The organism is Streptomyces sp. NBC_00224 (genome assembly GCF_041435195.1).
GTDB lineage: Bacteria > Actinomycetota > Actinomycetes > Streptomycetales > Streptomycetaceae > Streptomyces.
Map to the genome: position 1 here is coordinate 1,612,872 of NZ_CP108106.1, position 15,774 is coordinate 1,628,645.

Genomic DNA, 15,774 nt, shown 5'->3' on the forward strand with positions numbered 1-15,774 from the left:
CCGCAGGGCCGGCAGGTCCTACGGCTCGGCGTGGAGCTGGTGGCGTCGCTGGTGGCGGGCGACCCGGGCGCGGTTGCCGCAGGAGGGCCTGCACCACTCCTGGCGCGGGTGCTCCTTGAGGAAGTACCGCACGCACCGGGGCGCGTGGCAGGCCCGCAGCCTCGCCCGGTCGGGCCCGGCCAGGAAGTCGACGGCGGCGCGGGCGAGCGCGGCGCAGAGCGCCGTGACGGCGTCGGGGGTGCCGGTGCCGCGGTGGACGGCGTACGGGTCGCGGCCCTCGGGCCATTCCAGGCGCGGCACGGTGGGGACGGCGGCCGCGGCCGAGTTCAGCAGCTCCAGGGCCATCCCGGCGGGGAGCAGCCGCTGGGCGTCGGCGGGGCTCGGCGGGTCCGGCCGTACCGCGCGGGCAAAGAGGGCGCGCACGGCGGCCCGCAGCGCGCGCACCGCCGCGAGGGCCTCGGCGTCGGCCGTGAAGGCGCCGGCGGCGAAACCGTCAGCCGTGAAGCCGCCAGCCGTGAAGCAGTCAGCCGCAGAGGGTTCGGCCGCGGAGCCATGCGTATCCACAGTCGTATCCGCATCCAGCGCCGCCGCGTGCTCGCGCACCCACGTGGTCAGCCCCTCCGGCCCGCTCAGGTCGTCGGCGACCCCGCCGTGTCCGTCGTGGCGGACGGTGAGGGCGAGATCGAGAACGAGGGAGTGGGCGGCCATGCGGCTAATGGTAACCACGGCGGCAAGCGTTAGACGGAGACGGCGTCCGGGACCCCGGGGCGCGGGCGCTCGCCGCGCTCCGGCCCCGCCCGGCCCACGGGCCGGGCGGGTGCGCGGACGCTCGCGATCGGGCGGGGCGGCCCCGTCCGTCCCGCCGCTCAGGTGAGGTCGAACTCCCCGTCGCGCGCGTTCAGCACGAAGGCGCGCCACTCGCCCGGGCTGAAGATCAGCGAGGGGCTGCCGGGGCGGCCCCCGTTGCGCATCGCGATGAACCCCTCGACGAACGCGATCTGGACGTCTCCCGTCCCTTGACTGCTCGACCTCCAGTCGGCCTTGCTGAGATCGAGATCCGGCTTGTCCCAGCCCACAAGGGTCTGCTGGGTGGTGCTCTCGGCCACGTCCCTGCTCCTCCCGGTTCCCTGTCGTCCGTGGGCCAGACTAGCGATCGCATCCGGTCCGGGACAGGCCACGGAAGGAGTACCGCGACCCACCCGCGACGACGGCCGCACGGCCCCGGTGACCGACCGCCCGCGCCCCGCGCCGAGGCCGACCGGATCCACCGGGCAGGCGCTACCGGCTCGGCGGCTCGGACCCCACCAGCCACATGGAGAAGAACTGCGAGCCGCCGCCGTAGGCGTGCCCCAGCGCCCTGCGGGCCCCCTCCACCTGGTGCTCCCCGGCCCGGCCCCGCACCTGGAGGGCCGCCTCGGCGAAGCGGATCATGCCGGAGGCGCCGATGGGGTTGGTGGAGAGCACCCCGCCCGACGGGTTCACCGGGAGATCCCCGTCGAGCTCGGTGACGCCCGCCTCGGTGAGCTTCCAGCCCTCGCCCTCCGCCGCGAAGCCCAGGTTCTCCAGCCACATGGGCTCGTACCAGGAGAACGGCACGTACATCTCGACGGCGTCGATCTCGCGGCGCGGGTCGGCGATGCCCGCCTGCCGGTAGACGTCGGCGGCGCAGTCCTTGCCCGCCTGCGGGGAGACGAAGTCCTTGCCCGCGAAGAGCGTGGGCTCGCTGCGCATCGCGCCGCCGTGCACCCAGGCGGGCGGATGGGGCGAACGGGCCGCCCCCGTACGGTCGGTGAGGACCATCGCGCACGCCCCGTCGGACGACGGACACGTCTCCGAGTAGCGGATCGGGTCCCAGAGCATCGGGGACGCCTGCACCTTCTCCAGGGTGATGTCCCGCTCGTGCAGATGCGCGTACGGGTTCAGGAGCGCGTTGCGCCGGTCCTTGTACGCGACGAGCGAGCCCACCGTGTCGGGGGCGCCGGTGCGCCGCATGTACGCGCGCACGTGCGGCGCGAAGAAGCCGCCCGCCCCGGCGAGCAGCGGCTGCTGGAAGGGGATCGGCAGCGACAGGCCCCACATGGCGTTGGACTCGGACTGCTTCTCGAAGGCCAGGGTGAGGACCGTGCCGTGGACCCGGGCGGCCACCAGGTTCGCGGCGACCAGCGCGGTCGAGCCGCCGACCGAGCCCGCCGTGTGCACCCGCAGTATGGGCTTGCCGACCGCGCCGAGCGCGTCGGCGAGGTACAGCTCCGGCATCATCAGCCCCTCGAAGAAGTCGGGGGCCTTGCCGATGACGACCGCGTCGATGTCCGCCCACCCCAACTCGGCGTCTTCCAGGGCGCGTTGGGCCGCCTCGCGGACCAGTCCCGCGATCGAGACGTCGTGCCGGGCCGCGACGTGCTTGGTCTGGCCGATTCCTACGACGGCCACGGGTTCCTTGCTCACGGCTTCCCTGCTCACGACGGCTCCCCCTCCAGGACGGCGACGAGGTTCTGCTGGAGGCACGGCCCCGAGGTGGCGTGGGCCAGCGCCCGGTCGGACTCGCCCCGGTGGATCGCGGCGGCCGCCTCACCGATGCGGATCAGACCGGCGGCCATCACGGGGTTGGCGGCCAGCGCTCCCCCGGACGGATTGACCCGTACCGTGTCGTCCAGCCGCAGCGCCTTGCGCAGGACGACCTCCTGCGAGCTGAAGGGGGCGTGCAGTTCGGCGGTGTCGACGGGCCGCTGGAAGGCCCCGGCGCGCTCGGCTGCGAGCCGGGCCGACGGCGAGTCGGTGAGGTCGCGCACGCCCAGGCCGTGCGCCTCGATGCGGTGGTCCATGCCCCGGATCCAGGCGGGCCGCTCGCACAGCCCGCGCACGGCGTCCCCGGCGGCGAGGATCACGGCCGCGGCACCGTCCCCGACCGGCGGGCAGTCGCCGGTGCGCAGCGGGCGTACCAGGTAGTCGCCCTGGGGCCGTGAACCGCGCACCTGGGCGTGGCTGTTGGCGGTGGCGGAGTCCCGGCTGCGGGCCGCGACGGCGGCGAGCGCGGGCTCGTCGGTGTCGCCCGCGTCGATCAGGGCCTGCGCCTGGAGCGCGGCCAGCGCCACGGAGTCGGGCCACAGGGGCGCCACGTAGTACGGGTCGAGCTGGCGTGTCAGTACGTCACGGACCTCGCCGGGCGAGGACTTGCCATAGGAGTAGACGAGCGCGGTGTCGGCCTCGCCGGTGAGGATCTTCACCCAGGCCTCGTAGAGCGCCCAGGCGCCGTCCATCTCGACGTGCGACTCGGCGATCGGCGGCCAGGCGCCCACACCGTCGAGGGCCATGGTGAAGGAGAAGGCGCGGCCCGCGAGGTAGTCCGAGGAACCCGAGCAGGTGAAACCGATGTCGCGGGTCTTCAGCCCGGTCCGGTCGAGCACCTCGTGCAGCACCGGCATCAGCATCTCGACCTCGGAGAGCTCGTCCGTGCGGCGCCGGTGGTCGGTCTGCGCGAAGGCGACGACGGCCACATCCCGTGCGGGGCCCATCAGATCAGCTCCTTGTACGTGTCGTAGTCGGCGTCGGGCTCCCCGGTGGGCCGGTAGTGGTCGGGGTGGCGGCCGGCCGACGAGGACTCGGGCCACACCGGCTCGACCCGCAGCCCCATCCGCACCTGGTCGTAGGGGATGCCGCCGATCCGGCCGTGCAGGGCGAGGTCGGCGCCGTCGAGGGCGATGTGCGCGTAGACGTAGGGAACTTCTATGTCCAGGTTCTTCGCCTTGATGTTGACGATGCAGTACGTCGTGACGGTGCCGGCCGGGCCCACCTCCACCCGCTCGTCGGTGGCGACCCCGCACGTGGGGCAGGCCCCGCGCGGCGGCACGTACACCTTGCGGCACGACGGGCAGCGTTCACCCACCGTCCGGCGCTCGGCCAAGGCCTCGATGTACCCGGTCTGGGCGCGGCCCGGACTGTAGGTGTAGTCGAGCCGGGCCGGGGCGACGATCCCGGTGACCGGGTCCGCGAACTCGCCGCTGTGCGGGCTCGGTTCACCCGCCGCCGCCTCACTCTCGTACGGTTCGAAGCACGCGATGTCGGTGATGGCGCCGCCGCGCTCCGGCGCCCATCGCACGCGTACCCGCATGCCGGTCCGCACGGCGTCGGGGCCCGGCGCGTCCAGGGCGTGCAGCAGCGCGGTGTCGGCGCCGTCGAGCCGCACCAGGACCCAGGCGAAGGGGCGCTCCAGCGGCTGGCCCCGGCGCGGGGACGGGTTCCAGGCCCAGGTGGTGACGGTGCCGGTGGCGGCGACCTCGACGAGGTCACGGAGCTCTTCGGCGGTGGCCGGGTCGTACTCGACGGGAGGCACCAGCGTCCGGCCGTCGCAGGTCCGCACACCGAGGACGGTCCGCTCGCGCAGCCCGGTGAGGAAGGCACTCTGGACGGGGCCGAGGGAGCGGGTGAACGGGAACTCGACCACCAGGGGGGCGCTGAGGACTTGGGGCATCGGTAATTCCTTCTTGAGTGCGTCGACTTGGAGCCCGGGTCCGCGCCCCTTCAGGGGCGCGGGGCTGTGACATATATGCGGCTCCGCCGCGATGGGGGTCCCCCCTGTTCGAGCGAAGCCGAGAACTTGGGGGAGCGACCAGCCACAGACGGCCCGCAGTCGAATCACCGCACTTCCAGTGGAGCGTCAGGCTCGCCGGTAGACGGGCGGGCGCTTCTCGGCGAAGGCGCGGGCGCCTTCCTTGGCGTCGGCGGTGTCGAAGACCGGCCAGCCGCGCCCCAGTTCGGCGGCGAGCCCGTCGGTCTCGGTCATCTCGGCGGTCTCGTACACCGAGGCCTTGACCGCCTCGACGGCGAGCGGCCCGCAGGCGTTGATCTGCTCGGCGAGGGCGAGCGCCTCCGCCAGCGCGGTGCCGTCGGCCACCACCCGCCCGACGAGCCCGATGTCCCGCGCCTCCGCCGCGCTGTAGGCCCGTCCGGTGAGCAGCATCTCCAGGGCGTGGGTGCGCGGGATCTGGCGCTGGAGCCGGACGGTCGAGCCGCCGATCGGGAAGAGCCCGCGTCTGACCTCGAAGAGCCCGAAGGTGGCGCTCTCGCCCGCCACGCGGATGTCGGTGCCCTGGAGGATCTCGGTGCCGCCCGCCACACAGGGCCCCTCGACGGCCGCGATCACGGGTTTGCGGGGGCGGTGGTGGCGCAGCATCGCCTTCCAGTGCAGATCCGGGTCGGCCTTGAGGCGGTCCCGGTACCCCTCGCCCTCCATCCCCTTGCCCGCCAGGGCCTTGAGGTCCATGCCCGCGCAGAACGCGCCGCCGGCGCCGGTGAGGACGACCGAGCGGACCGCGTCGTCCTCGTCGGCCTCCAGCCAGCCGTCGTAGAGGCCGACCAGCATCGAGAGCGAGAGCGCGTTCTTGGCCTCCGGCCGGTTGAGCGTGAGTACGAGTGTGGCGCCCTCGCGCCGCACGGTGAGGTGTTCGGTGCCACCCATGCGCATGCCTCCCGTCGTCGGACTGGAACAGGTTGCAGGAGCGGGGGACGCAGTTCAATAGTTTTCTGACAGTCAGTCAGATTCTTTCGGCGGGGCCCCTTCCCAGTTGTGGTCGGCTCTGCTCTGATGACGGCCACACGGATGGCGCCGGGGTCAGGAGGAGCGGTGGAGTACAACCTTGCCGACCTGTTCGAGTCGGTCGTCGACGTGGTCCCCGACCGCGAGGCACTGCTCTACCTCGACCACCCGGGCACGGGCGCGGAGCGCCGGCTGACCTACGCGCGGCTGGACGCCGCCGCCAACCGGATCGCCCACCACCTGATCGACAGCGGCATCGGGCCGGGCGAGCACCTGGGGCTCCATCTGTACAACGGCGTCGAATACCTCCAGACCGTGCTCGGCTGCCTCAAGGCCCGGATCGTCCCGGTCAACGTCAACTACCGCTATGTCGAAGACGAGTTGGTCTATCTCTACCGGGACGCCGATCTGGCGGCGCTGGTCTTCGACGCGGAGTTCACCGAGCGCGTGGCGGGCGCGCTGCCGCACACCGGGAAGCTGCGCCATCTCGTACGGGTGGGGGAACCGCCCCAGGGTGCGCCCGCGCTGGACGCGGTGCCGTTCGCCGAGGCCGAGGCGGCCGGGTCCGACGGGCGCGGGTTCGCACCCCGCTCGCCCGACGACCTCTTCATCATCTACACCGGCGGCACCACCGGCATGCCCAAGGGCGTGATGTGGCGCCAGGAGGACCTGTTCTTCTCGGGGCTCGGCGGCGGCGCCCCGACGGGCGAGCCGGTCGCGCGCCCCGAGGAACTGGCCGAGCGGGTCGCGGCGGGCGGCGAGGGCATCACCTTCTTCCCCACTCCCCCGCTGATGCACGGCACCTCCACGCTCACCGCGTTCATCGGCTTCAACTTCGGCCAGCGCGTCGTCATCCACCGCAAGTTCGTGCCCGAGGAAGTCCTGCGGACGGTGGAGAAGGAGAAGGTCACCAGCATGTCTCTGGTCGGGGACGCGATGCTGCGCCCGCTCATCGACGCGCTGAGCGGTCCGATGAAGGGCACCGACTGCTCCTCCATGTTCAGCGTCTCGTCGTCCGGCGCGATCATGTCGGAGACGGTCCGCGCCCAGTTCAGCGCACTGGTCCCGACCGCGATGCTGCTCAACAACTTCGGCTCGTCCGAGTCCGGGTTCAACGGCACCGCCACCGACGACTCCGGCCCCGACAAGGGCTTCCGGCTGCGCGTCAACTCCCGTACGGCGGTGGTCGACCCGGCCACCCACGAGCCGGTGAAGCCCGGCGAGCCCGGCCGGATCGCCCAGCGCGGCCATGTGCCGCTCGGCTACTACAACGACCCGGCGAAGACCGCCGAGACCTTCTTCCAGCGGGGCGACGAGCGCTGGGTGCTGCTCGGCGACATGGCCACGGTCGACGAGGACGGCATCGTCACGGTCCTCGGGCGGGGCTCGCAGTGCATCAACACCGGCGGCGAGAAGGTGTATCCGGAGGAGGTCGAGCAGGCGCTCAAGTCCCATCCGGACGTGTACGACGCGCTGGTCGCCGGGGTGCCGGACACCACGTGGGGCAACCATGTCGCGGCCGTGGTGCAGCTGCGCGAGGGCGCCGAGGAACCGACCCTCGACGACATCCAGAGCCACTGCCGCACCCGGCTCGCGGGGTACAAGGTGCCGCGCCAGCTGGTGATCGCCCCGAGTATCCAGCGCTCACCCAGCGGCAAGGCGGACTACCGCTGGGCGCGGTCGGTGGCCGTTGCGGAGTCCACGGCGGGGTGACCTCAGATCCCGAACTCCCTTAGTTCCGCGACGAATTCGTCCGGCCGGACCGCGTGGGCCGAGTGACCGGCGTCGATGGTGACGAGGCGGCCGCCGGGGATGCGGGCGGCCATCTCGGCGATCCGGGCCTGGATCTCGATCCCGCCGGACTCGCCGCCCGCGACCAGCAGGGTCGGCACGGTGAGCTCGGCGAGCCGCTCGCGCCAGGCCGGGTCGGGCGCGTTCAGCTGGGCATTGGTGTCGGCGACCACCGGCCAGTCGAACGCGAGCTCCTCGTCGGGCCGCGCCACGAACCCGCGCGGCGGATCCAGCGGCACGAACGCGGGTGGCTCCTCCAGGACCAGCCGCCCGACCAGCTCGGGCGCGTCCTGGGCGAGCAGCAGCGCGGCCGCGCCGCCCATGGAGTGGCCGACCACGTCGGCGCCGGCCAGGCCGAGCGCGTCGACGAAGCCGCGCAGGTCGTCGCGGAACCCCTCGAACGAGTAGCGGCCGGGCCAGTCGCTGAGACCGTGGCCGCTCAGGTCGAGCGCGTACACCCGGCGCGTCGCGGCGAGCCGTTCGGCCACCTCCGTCCAGTGCGCGCCCGATCCGCCGCGCCCGTGCGCCAGCACGACGGGCGGTGCGGAGGCGTCGCCCCAGGTCCGGTAGGCGAGCCGGACGCCTGAGTCGGTCCGTACGCTGTGGACACCGGGCTCCAGGAACGCCGCGACCGTACGGGCGAAGTCGCCGGGCGCGTCCACCCACGGGAAGTGCCCGGCGCCCGGCAGCACGGCGGCCTCGCCGTGCGGGAAGAGCGCGGCGAGCCGGGATGCGAGCGCGGGCGTGGGGCCGCCGTCGTACTCCCCGGCCAGGACCAGCACGGGCGCTTCCACGGCCGCGAGCGCCTCGGTGGTGGCGGCCGGGTCGAAGACCCCGTCCTCGTCGTGGACGGCAGCCGCTTCCCGGTTGGCCCCGGAGCCGGCGGCGGCCGCGTGCGCCCGGGCGGCCGCGTCCCAACGCCCGTACGTGAACGGCTCGATGGCGGACCGGACCTCGTCGAAGTCGCGCCCGCCCCAGATCTCCTCGAAGGCGGCCCGCCCCTGCGGATACCAGCTCTCGCCCTCGCGCAGCGCCACCGCGCCGCGCCAGTCGTCCTCGGTGACGGGGAGGCCGACGGCCCGGGTGCCGGGCGTGACCAGGACGAGCGAGCCGATCCGGTGCGGGTGGGCGGCCGCGTAGAGCGTGGCGAGGTTGCCGGCGGCCGAGTGCCCGAGGAGGTCGACCTCCGCCAGGCCGAGGTGCTCGCGCAGCGCCTCCACGTCGTCGACCAGCCGGTCGCAGCGGTACGAGGACACGTCGTCCGGCACCGCCGAGTCACCCGTGCCCCGCTGGTCGAGCAGGACCAGTTGGCGGTGGATGTCGAGGCCGCCCAGGTCGCCCAGGTAGGCGGAGGCCCACGCGGGCCCGCCGGGCAGACAGATCAGCGGCTTCCCCGCCCCCACCAGATGGTAGGCGAGCTCGGTCCCGTCGTACGCGGTGAACTTCGGCATGATCGTGATCCTCACAGCCCGTGGTGGTCGGGCCAAGGGGTTTTCGCGGAGAGCGCGAACGGCAGCGCGATCGGCAGCACGGCCGACGCGGTGAAGCACGTTGTCCACAGGCCTTGACGGTGCGGTTCGGTGGCTGGATTACTGAACCCGAGCAGATCTACCGAATGATCGGTCGTCCGATTTCGGGCGGAGTGACGACCGGCGAGGACGGGAGCGGCCCATGGAACCCCTGCTGGACGCGGCGGAACGGCTGAGCCGGGCGGAGCTGGAGGCGCTCCAGCTCGACCGGCTGAGAGCTTCGCTGCGCCATGCGTACGACAACGTGGGCTTCTACCGGGAGGCGTTCGACAAGGCGGGCATACGGCCCGAGGACTGCCGTTCGCTCGCGGACCTCGCCCGCTTCCCGTTCACCACCAAGGCGGATCTGCGCGACCACTACCCGTTCGGGATGTTCGCGGTCCCCGACTCCGAGGTCCGCCGCATCCACGCCTCCAGCGGCACCACCGGCCGCCCGACGGTGGTCGGCTACACCGAGCGCGACCTGGACACCTGGGCGGACGTGGTGGCCCGCTCCCTCCGCGCGGCGGGCGCCAGACCCGGCCACAAGGTCCATGTGGCGTACGGATACGGGCTGTTCACGGGCGGCCTGGGCGCGCACTACGGGGCGGAGCGGCTCGGCTGCACGGTGATCCCCGCGTCCGGCGGCATGACGGCCCGCCAGGTCCAGCTGATCCAGGACTTCCGGCCCGAGATCATCATGGTGACCCCCTCGTACATGCTGACCATCCTCGACGAGTTCGAGCGACAGGGCGTCGATCCCCGGGCGACCTCGCTCAAGGTCGGGATCTTCGGCGCCGAGCCGTGGACGGAGGAGATGCGCCGCGAGATCGAGGAGCGCTTCGCCATCGACGCGGTCGACATATACGGGCTCTCGGAGGTGATCGGGCCCGGTGTGGCGCAGGAGTGCGTGGAGACCAAGGACGGGCTGCACATCTGGGAGGACCACTTCTACCCGGAGGTCGTCGATCCGCTCACCGGCGAGGTGCTGCCCGAGGGCGAGCGGGGCGAGCTGGTCTTCACCTCGCTCACCAAGGAGGCCATGCCCGTGATCCGCTACCGGACACGGGATCTGACCCGGCTGCTGCCGGGCACGGCGCGGGTCTTCCGGCGGATGGAGAAGGTGACCGGCCGCAGCGACGACCTGGTGATCCTGCGCGGGGTGAACCTCTTCCCCACCCAGATCGAGGAGATAGTGCTGCGCACGCCCGGCCTCGCCCCGCACTTCCAGCTGCGGCTCACCAAGGAGGGCCGACTGGACGCGCTGACGGTACGGGTGGAGGCGCGCGCCGATACCTCGCCCGAGCAGCGTGACGCGGCCGCGCGGTCGATCGTCTCGGCGGTGAAGGACGGCATCGGGGTCTCGGTGGCGGTGGAGATCGTCGACCCCGACACCATCGAGCGGTCGGTGGGCAAGTTCAAACGGATCGTGGATCTGCGCTGAGCGCTCCGCTGGAAGTGCGGTGATTCGGCTGCGGGCCGTCTGTGGCTGGTCGCGCAGTTCCCCGCGCCCCTCAAGGGCGCGGTACCGCACCGGACTTCCACAAGCCTGCTTGGGGCGCTGCGGGCCGGGCCTGAGTGTTGACAGGCGTGCGCCGGGCTGACTGAGTGGCTGGCGGCACTTCGTGTGTCACGAGCAACCACCTGTGTCACCCCCTGAGTTGGGAGGAACGTTGGCTCTCCGCGCCCGCACCGCCACCCGCACCCTCACCCTCACCCGGATCAGGCGCCTCGCGCTGGTCGGCATCGCCATGCTGACCGCATCGGCGTCGCTGTCCCCCACGGCCTCGGCCGCGTCAGGCGACCGCGAACACCACCCCTCCGGCGGCGGCCTCTCCGCCGTCATCCGGTACACCGAGTACGGCGTTCCGCACGTCCTCGCCAGGAGTTACGCCGACCTCGGCTTCGGCACCGGTTACGCCCAGGCGGCCGACCAGGTGTGCACTCTGGCCGACGGGTTCGTCACGCTGCGCGGAGAGCGGTCGAAGTGGTTCGGCCCGGACGCGGCTCCCGACGGCTCGCTCTCCGCCGCCACCAAGAACCTCTCCAGCGACCTGTACTTCACCTCCGTACGCGACTCCGGCACGGTCGAGAAGCTGCTGGCCACCCCCGCGCCCACCGGGCCGAGCCACCAGTCCAAAGAGCTGATGCGCGGCTGGACGGCGGGCTACAACGCCTGGCTGAAGCAGCACCGCATCACCGACCCCGGGTGCGAGGGCGCGGCCTGGGTGCGCCCGGTGACCCTCGTCGACGTGGCCGCACGCGGCTTCGCGATATCCGTGCTCGGCGGGCAGGGGCGCGTCACCGACGGCATCACCGCCGCACAGCCGCCGACCGCCGCCTCCACACCTGCGGCGCCCGACCCCGCCGACAGCGCGCGGGCCACCCAGCGGCTGTTCGCCGCCGACCAGGCCGACATGGGCTCCAACGCCGTCGCCTTCAGCGGCGCCGCCACGGCCGACGGGCGCGGACTGCTGCTCGGCAACCCGCACTACCCCTGGCACGGCGGCCGCCGGTTCTGGCAGATGCAGCAGACCATCCCCGGAGAGCTCAACGTCTCCGGCGCGGCCCTGCTCGGCACCCCGACCATGAGCATCGGCTTCAACGACAAGGTGGCCTGGAGCCACACCGTCGCCACCGGCGTCACGCTCAACCTCCACCAGCTGACCCTCGACCCGGCCGACCCGACCGCCTACCTCGTGGACGGCACCCGTGAGCGCATGACCCGGCGCTCGGTGACGGTCCCGGTGAAGGGCGGCGCGCCGGTGACGCGCACCCAGTGGTGGACGCGGTACGGGCCGGTGGTCACCGCGCTCGGCCCGACGGTGCCGCTGCCCTGGACCAGCACCACGGCGTTCGCGCTGAACGACCCCAACGCCCTCAACCTGCGCGCCGCCGACACCGGTCTGGGCTTCTCCAAGGCGGGGAGCACCGACGACGTCCTCAAGACGCTGCGCCGCACCCAGGGCCTGCCCTGGGTGAACACCGTGGCCGCCGACGCGCACGGGCACTCCCTGTTCACCCAGTCGCAGGTGCTCCCCCGGATCACCGACGAGCTGGCCGCGCGCTGCTCGACCCCGCTGGGCAAGGCGCTCTACCCGGCGTCGGGCGTGGCCGTCCTCGACGGTTCGCGCGGCGACTGCGCCCTCGGCTCGGACCCGGACGCGGTCCAGGCCGGGGTCTTCGGGCCCGCCCGGATGCCGGTGCTCAAGGACGCCGCGTACGCGGAGAACTCCAACGACAGCGCCTGGCTGACCAACGCCGACCATCCGCTCACCGGTTACGAGCGGATCTTCGGCACCATCGCCACGCCGCGCTCACTGCGCACGCGCGGCGCCGTCGAGGACGTCGCGGCCATGGCCGCGAAGGGACGGCTCACCGTCGCCGACCTCCAGCGCCAGGAGTTCGCCGACCGGGCGCCCGCCGGGAACCTGGCGGCCGCCGACACGGCCAAGGCCTGCGCCGCGCTGCCGGGCGGCACCGCGACGGACAGCAGAGGCAAGGCCGTCGACGTCTCCGGGGCGTGCGCCGTGCTGGCCGGCTGGGACCGTACGGTGGACGCCAGGAGCCGGGGCGCGCTGCTCTTCGACCGCTACTGGCGCAAGCTGACGGCGGCGGTCCCGGCGTCCGAGCTGTGGAAGGTGCCGTTCTCGGCCGCCGACCCGGTGCACACGCCGAACACCCTCAACACCGCCTCGCCCGGCGTCGCCCGGGCACTCGCCGACGCGGTGGGCGAGCTGCGCGCGGCCGGCATCCCGCTCGACTCGGCGCTGGGCGACCACCAGTACGTGGTGCGCGACGGCAGGCACCTGCCCGTCTCCGGCGGGACGGAGGCCCTCGGCGTCTGGAACAAGGTCGAGGGGATATGGGACCCGGCCCGCGGCTACTCGGAGGTGTCCACCGGATCCAGCCACATCCAGGCGGTCGGCTGGGACGGCGGCAAGTGCCCCGTCGCCCGCACCCTCCTCACGTACTCCCAGTCGGAGAACGTCCTCTCCCCGCACTACAGCGACCAGACGAAGCTCTACTCACAGCGGCGCTGGGTCACCTCGCGCTTCTGCGAGCGGGACATCCTCTCCTCGCCCGCCCTGCGGGTCGTCCGGGTGCGCGAGCACCGCTGACGTCCGCGCGGCCCGCCGTCCGCCGTCCGCGCGGGCCGCGCCGGAGGCTCACACCGGGAGGTGGCGCCCCCTGGGGCAGGCGGTTCACATCGCCCGCTCGTGGCCCTCCCAGTACGGCTCGCGCAGCCGTCGCTTGTAGAGCTTGCCGTTGGGGTCGCGCGGCATGGCCGCGATGAAGTCGACGGACTTGGGGCGCTTGTAGCCCGCGAGCCGTTCCTCGCAGTGGGCGAGGATCTCGGTGGCGAGCGCGTCGCCCGGCTCGTGCCCGGGCGCCGCTTCGACGACCGCCTTGACCTCCTCGCCCCAGTCCGTGTGCGGGATGCCGAACGCGGCGGCGTCGGCGACGGCCGGGTGGGTGAGGAGCGCGGCCTCGATCTCGGCCGGGTAGATGTTGACCCCGCCCGAGATGATCATGTCGATCTTGCGGTCGCGCAGGAAGAGGTAGCCGTCCTCGTCGAGGTAGCCGAGGTCGCCCACGGTGAAGAAGTCCCCGATGCGGTTCTGCCGTGTCTTGGTCTCGTCCTTGTGGTAACTGAAGCCGCCCGTCGACATCTTCATGTAGACGGTGCCGAGCTGACCGGAGGGCAGCCGGTAGCCGTCGTCGTCGAAGACCGCGAGTTCGCTGATGGGCCACGCCTTGCCGACCGTGCCCGGCTTCTTGAGCCAGTCCTCGGCCGTGGCGAACGCCCCGCCGCCCTCGCTCGCCGCGTAGTACTCCTCCACGCAGCTCCCCCACCACTCGATCATCGCCCGCTTCACATGGTCGGGGCAGGGGGCCGCGCCGTGGATGGCGTGCCGCAGCGAGCCCACGTCGTAGCGCGCTCTCACCCCCTCGGGCAGCGAGAGGAGCCGGTGGAACTGGGTCGGCACCATGTGCGTATGGGTGCAGCGGTACGCGTCGATCAGGCGCAGCATCTCCTCGGGCGTCCACCTGTCCATCAGGACCAGCGGATGCCCGATGTGCAGGGACGCGCCCGCGAACTGGAGCACGGCCGTGTGGTAGAGCGGCGAGCAGACCAGATGGACGTTGTCGTCGAACGGCTTGATGCCGAAGATGCCCAGGAAGCCGCCGAGGTAGGACTCCTCGGGAAGCTTGCCGGAGAGCGGGCGCCGGATGCCGCGGGGGCGGCCGGTGGTGCCCGAGGTGTAGTTCATGACCCAGCCCAGGGTGCGCCCCTCGGGCACGGACTCGGGCTGCCCGTCGAGGAGTTGGCCGTACGGGCGGAATCCCGCCACCTCGCCCACCGCGTACCGGTGGCTGCCCGGCAGCTTCGCCTCGTCGGCGGCGGCGGTAGCCGCCTCCGCGAACCGCTCGTGGGCGATGAGGACCTTGGCGCCGGAGTCCGCGACGATCCACGCGATCTCGGGCCCGACCAGATGGTGGTTGACGGGGACGAGATAGAACCCGGCCTGGGAGGCGGCCAGATACGCGGTGAAGAACTCGACCCCGTTGGGCAGGACGACGGCGAACGCGTCGCCCTGTTCGAGTCCGGCCGCGCGCAGCCCGTGCACCAGCTGGTTGACGGCGGCGTGCAGCCGCCCCGCCGTCCAGCGCTCGCCGTCGGGCGCGGTGAGCACCACCCGGTCGGGGTCGGCCGCGGCCTGCGCCCAGAACCCGTTGGGCGGCTGCTGGGAGTCGGTCATGCCCCACTCCTTCGGGCGATGCGGCTGATGCGGTCGACGGCCTGCTCGAAGCCGCGGGTGAGGTCGTCGAAGACCTCCTGGACGCTGCGCTCGGAGTTCATCCGGCCGACGATCTGGCCGACCGGCGTGCCGAGCAGTGGTGCGATCTCGTACTTCTGGATCCGCGACAGCGCCTCGGCGACCAGCAGCCCCTGCAGGGGCATGGGCAGGGTGCCCGGGCCGCTCGGGTCGTCCCAGGCGTCGGTCCACTCGGTGCGCAGCTGGCGGGCGGGCTTGCCGGTGAGGGCGCGCGAGCGGACGGTGTCGCCGGAGCCCGCCGCGAGGAGTTTGCGGGTGAGCGCGCGCGAGTGCAGATCGGCCTCGGTGGTGGTGAGCCAGAGGGAGCCGAGCCAGACGCCCTCGGCGCCGAGGGCGAGTCCGGCGGCCACCTGGGCGCCGCTGCCGATGCCTCCGGCGGCGAGCACGGGCAGCGGCCCGACCGCGTCGACGACTTCGGGCACGAGCACCATGGAGGCGATCTCCCCGGTGTGGCCGCCGGCTTCGTAGCCCTGGGCGACGACGATGTCGATGCCCGCGTCGGCGTGGTGGCGGGCGTGCTTGGCGCTGCCGGCCAGCGCGGCGACCAGGACCCCGTTGGTGTGGGCCCGGTCGACGATGTCGGCGGGCGGGGAGCCGAGCGCGTTGGCGAGCAGCTTGATCGGGTAGGTGAAGGCGACGTCGAGCTGGTTGCGGGCGACCTGCTCCATCCACCCGGTGATCCGCCAGCCGGACGCCTCGCCCTCGGCGAGCTCGGGGACGCCGTGCTTGGCGAGCGTCTCGCGCACGAACTGCCGGTGCCCCTCGGGGATCATCGCGTCGACGTCGGCCTCGGTGACGCCCTCCACCTTTCTCGCGGGCATCACGACGTCGAGGCCGTAGGGCAGCCCGTCGGTGTGGTCCTGCATCCAGTCGAGGTCGCGCGCGAGGTCGTCGGGGGCGGTGTAGCGGACCGCGCCGAGCACGCCGAATCCGCCGGCCCGGGTGATGGCGGCGGCCACCGCCGGGAACGGCGTGAAGCCGAAGATGGCGTGCTCCACTCCCAGTCTTCTGCTCAGCTCCGTCTGCATGGGGCGCAGGATGCCGCAGCCCGGGCGACGAGGGAAGAGATTTTCTGATGCTGCGTCAGATTCTTTACGCA

12 protein-coding genes are annotated in these 15,774 nt (G+C 72.7%); 3 read left to right on the forward strand and 9 right to left on the reverse strand.

What is annotated here, in order from left to right; genetic code table 11:
• Window positions 1–18: 18 nt before the first annotated feature.
• The 6 genes from OG965_RS07210 to OG965_RS07235 form a co-directional block, all read right to left on the reverse strand.
• On the reverse strand, window positions 19–708 hold the full coding sequence (locus OG965_RS07210) for an ABATE domain-containing protein (RefSeq protein ID WP_371650318.1): 690 nt from the start codon (window positions 706–708) through the stop codon (window positions 19–21).
• A 158-nt stretch (window positions 709–866) separates the two neighbouring features.
• Entirely contained in the window at window positions 867–1,106 is a 240-nt protein-coding gene (locus OG965_RS07215) for a DUF397 domain-containing protein (protein ID WP_371650320.1), read from the reverse strand.
• Between the two features lie 172 nt (window positions 1,107–1,278).
• Window positions 1,279–2,445: a thiolase domain-containing protein gene (locus tag OG965_RS07220; protein ID WP_371656871.1), complete on the reverse strand. Its 1,167-nt coding sequence runs from the start codon at window positions 2,443–2,445 to the stop codon at window positions 1,279–1,281.
• An 11-nt stretch (window positions 2,446–2,456) separates the two neighbouring features.
• Window positions 2,457–3,512, reverse strand: coding sequence for a thiolase domain-containing protein (locus OG965_RS07225; protein ID WP_371650322.1), 1,056 nt, complete (start codon window positions 3,510–3,512; stop codon window positions 2,457–2,459).
• The gene (locus OG965_RS07230; protein WP_371650324.1) at window positions 3,512–4,468 is read right to left on the reverse strand and encodes a Zn-ribbon domain-containing OB-fold protein; all 957 of its coding nucleotides are present in this window, start codon (window positions 4,466–4,468) and stop codon (window positions 3,512–3,514) included. The genes OG965_RS07225 and OG965_RS07230 overlap by 1 nt, the downstream gene beginning before the upstream one ends.
• Window positions 4,469–4,654: 186 nt before the next feature.
• On the reverse strand, window positions 4,655–5,455 hold the full coding sequence (locus tag OG965_RS07235) for a crotonase/enoyl-CoA hydratase family protein (protein ID WP_371650326.1): 801 nt from the start codon (window positions 5,453–5,455) through the stop codon (window positions 4,655–4,657).
• A 165-nt stretch (window positions 5,456–5,620) separates the two neighbouring features.
• On the opposite strand from OG965_RS07235, the gene OG965_RS07240 reads away from it, so the two are divergent.
• On the forward strand, window positions 5,621–7,246 hold the full coding sequence (locus OG965_RS07240; protein ID WP_371650327.1) for an acyl-CoA synthetase: 1,626 nt from the start codon (window positions 5,621–5,623) through the stop codon (window positions 7,244–7,246).
• A 2-nt stretch (window positions 7,247–7,248) separates the two neighbouring features.
• Here OG965_RS07240 and OG965_RS07245 read toward each other — a convergent pair whose 3' ends face one another.
• Complete coding sequence (locus OG965_RS07245) at window positions 7,249–8,775, reverse strand: alpha/beta fold hydrolase (RefSeq protein ID WP_371650329.1); 1,527 nt, start codon at window positions 8,773–8,775, stop codon at window positions 7,249–7,251.
• A 220-nt stretch (window positions 8,776–8,995) separates the two neighbouring features.
• Here OG965_RS07245 and paaK point away from each other — a divergent pair, with 220 nt between their 5' ends.
• Together paaK and OG965_RS07255 are read left to right on the forward strand one after the other, a co-directional pair.
• Complete coding sequence (paaK, locus tag OG965_RS07250) at window positions 8,996–10,276, forward strand: phenylacetate--CoA ligase PaaK (RefSeq protein ID WP_371650331.1); 1,281 nt, start codon at window positions 8,996–8,998, stop codon at window positions 10,274–10,276.
• A 307-nt stretch (window positions 10,277–10,583) separates the two neighbouring features.
• On the forward strand, window positions 10,584–12,953 hold the full coding sequence (locus OG965_RS07255; RefSeq protein WP_371656872.1) for a penicillin acylase family protein: 2,370 nt from the start codon (window positions 10,584–10,586) through the stop codon (window positions 12,951–12,953).
• An 84-nt stretch (window positions 12,954–13,037) separates the two neighbouring features.
• Here OG965_RS07255 and OG965_RS07260 read toward each other — a convergent pair whose 3' ends face one another.
• Together OG965_RS07260 and OG965_RS07265 are read right to left on the reverse strand one after the other, a co-directional pair.
• Complete coding sequence (locus OG965_RS07260; RefSeq protein WP_371650333.1) at window positions 13,038–14,597, reverse strand: acyl-CoA synthetase; 1,560 nt, start codon at window positions 14,595–14,597, stop codon at window positions 13,038–13,040.
• Window positions 14,594–15,703, reverse strand: a complete 1,110-nt coding sequence (locus tag OG965_RS07265) for an NAD(P)H-dependent flavin oxidoreductase (RefSeq protein ID WP_371650335.1) — start codon at window positions 15,701–15,703, stop codon at window positions 14,594–14,596. The genes OG965_RS07260 and OG965_RS07265 overlap by 4 nt, the downstream gene beginning before the upstream one ends.
• Window positions 15,704–15,774 lie beyond the last annotated feature (71 nt).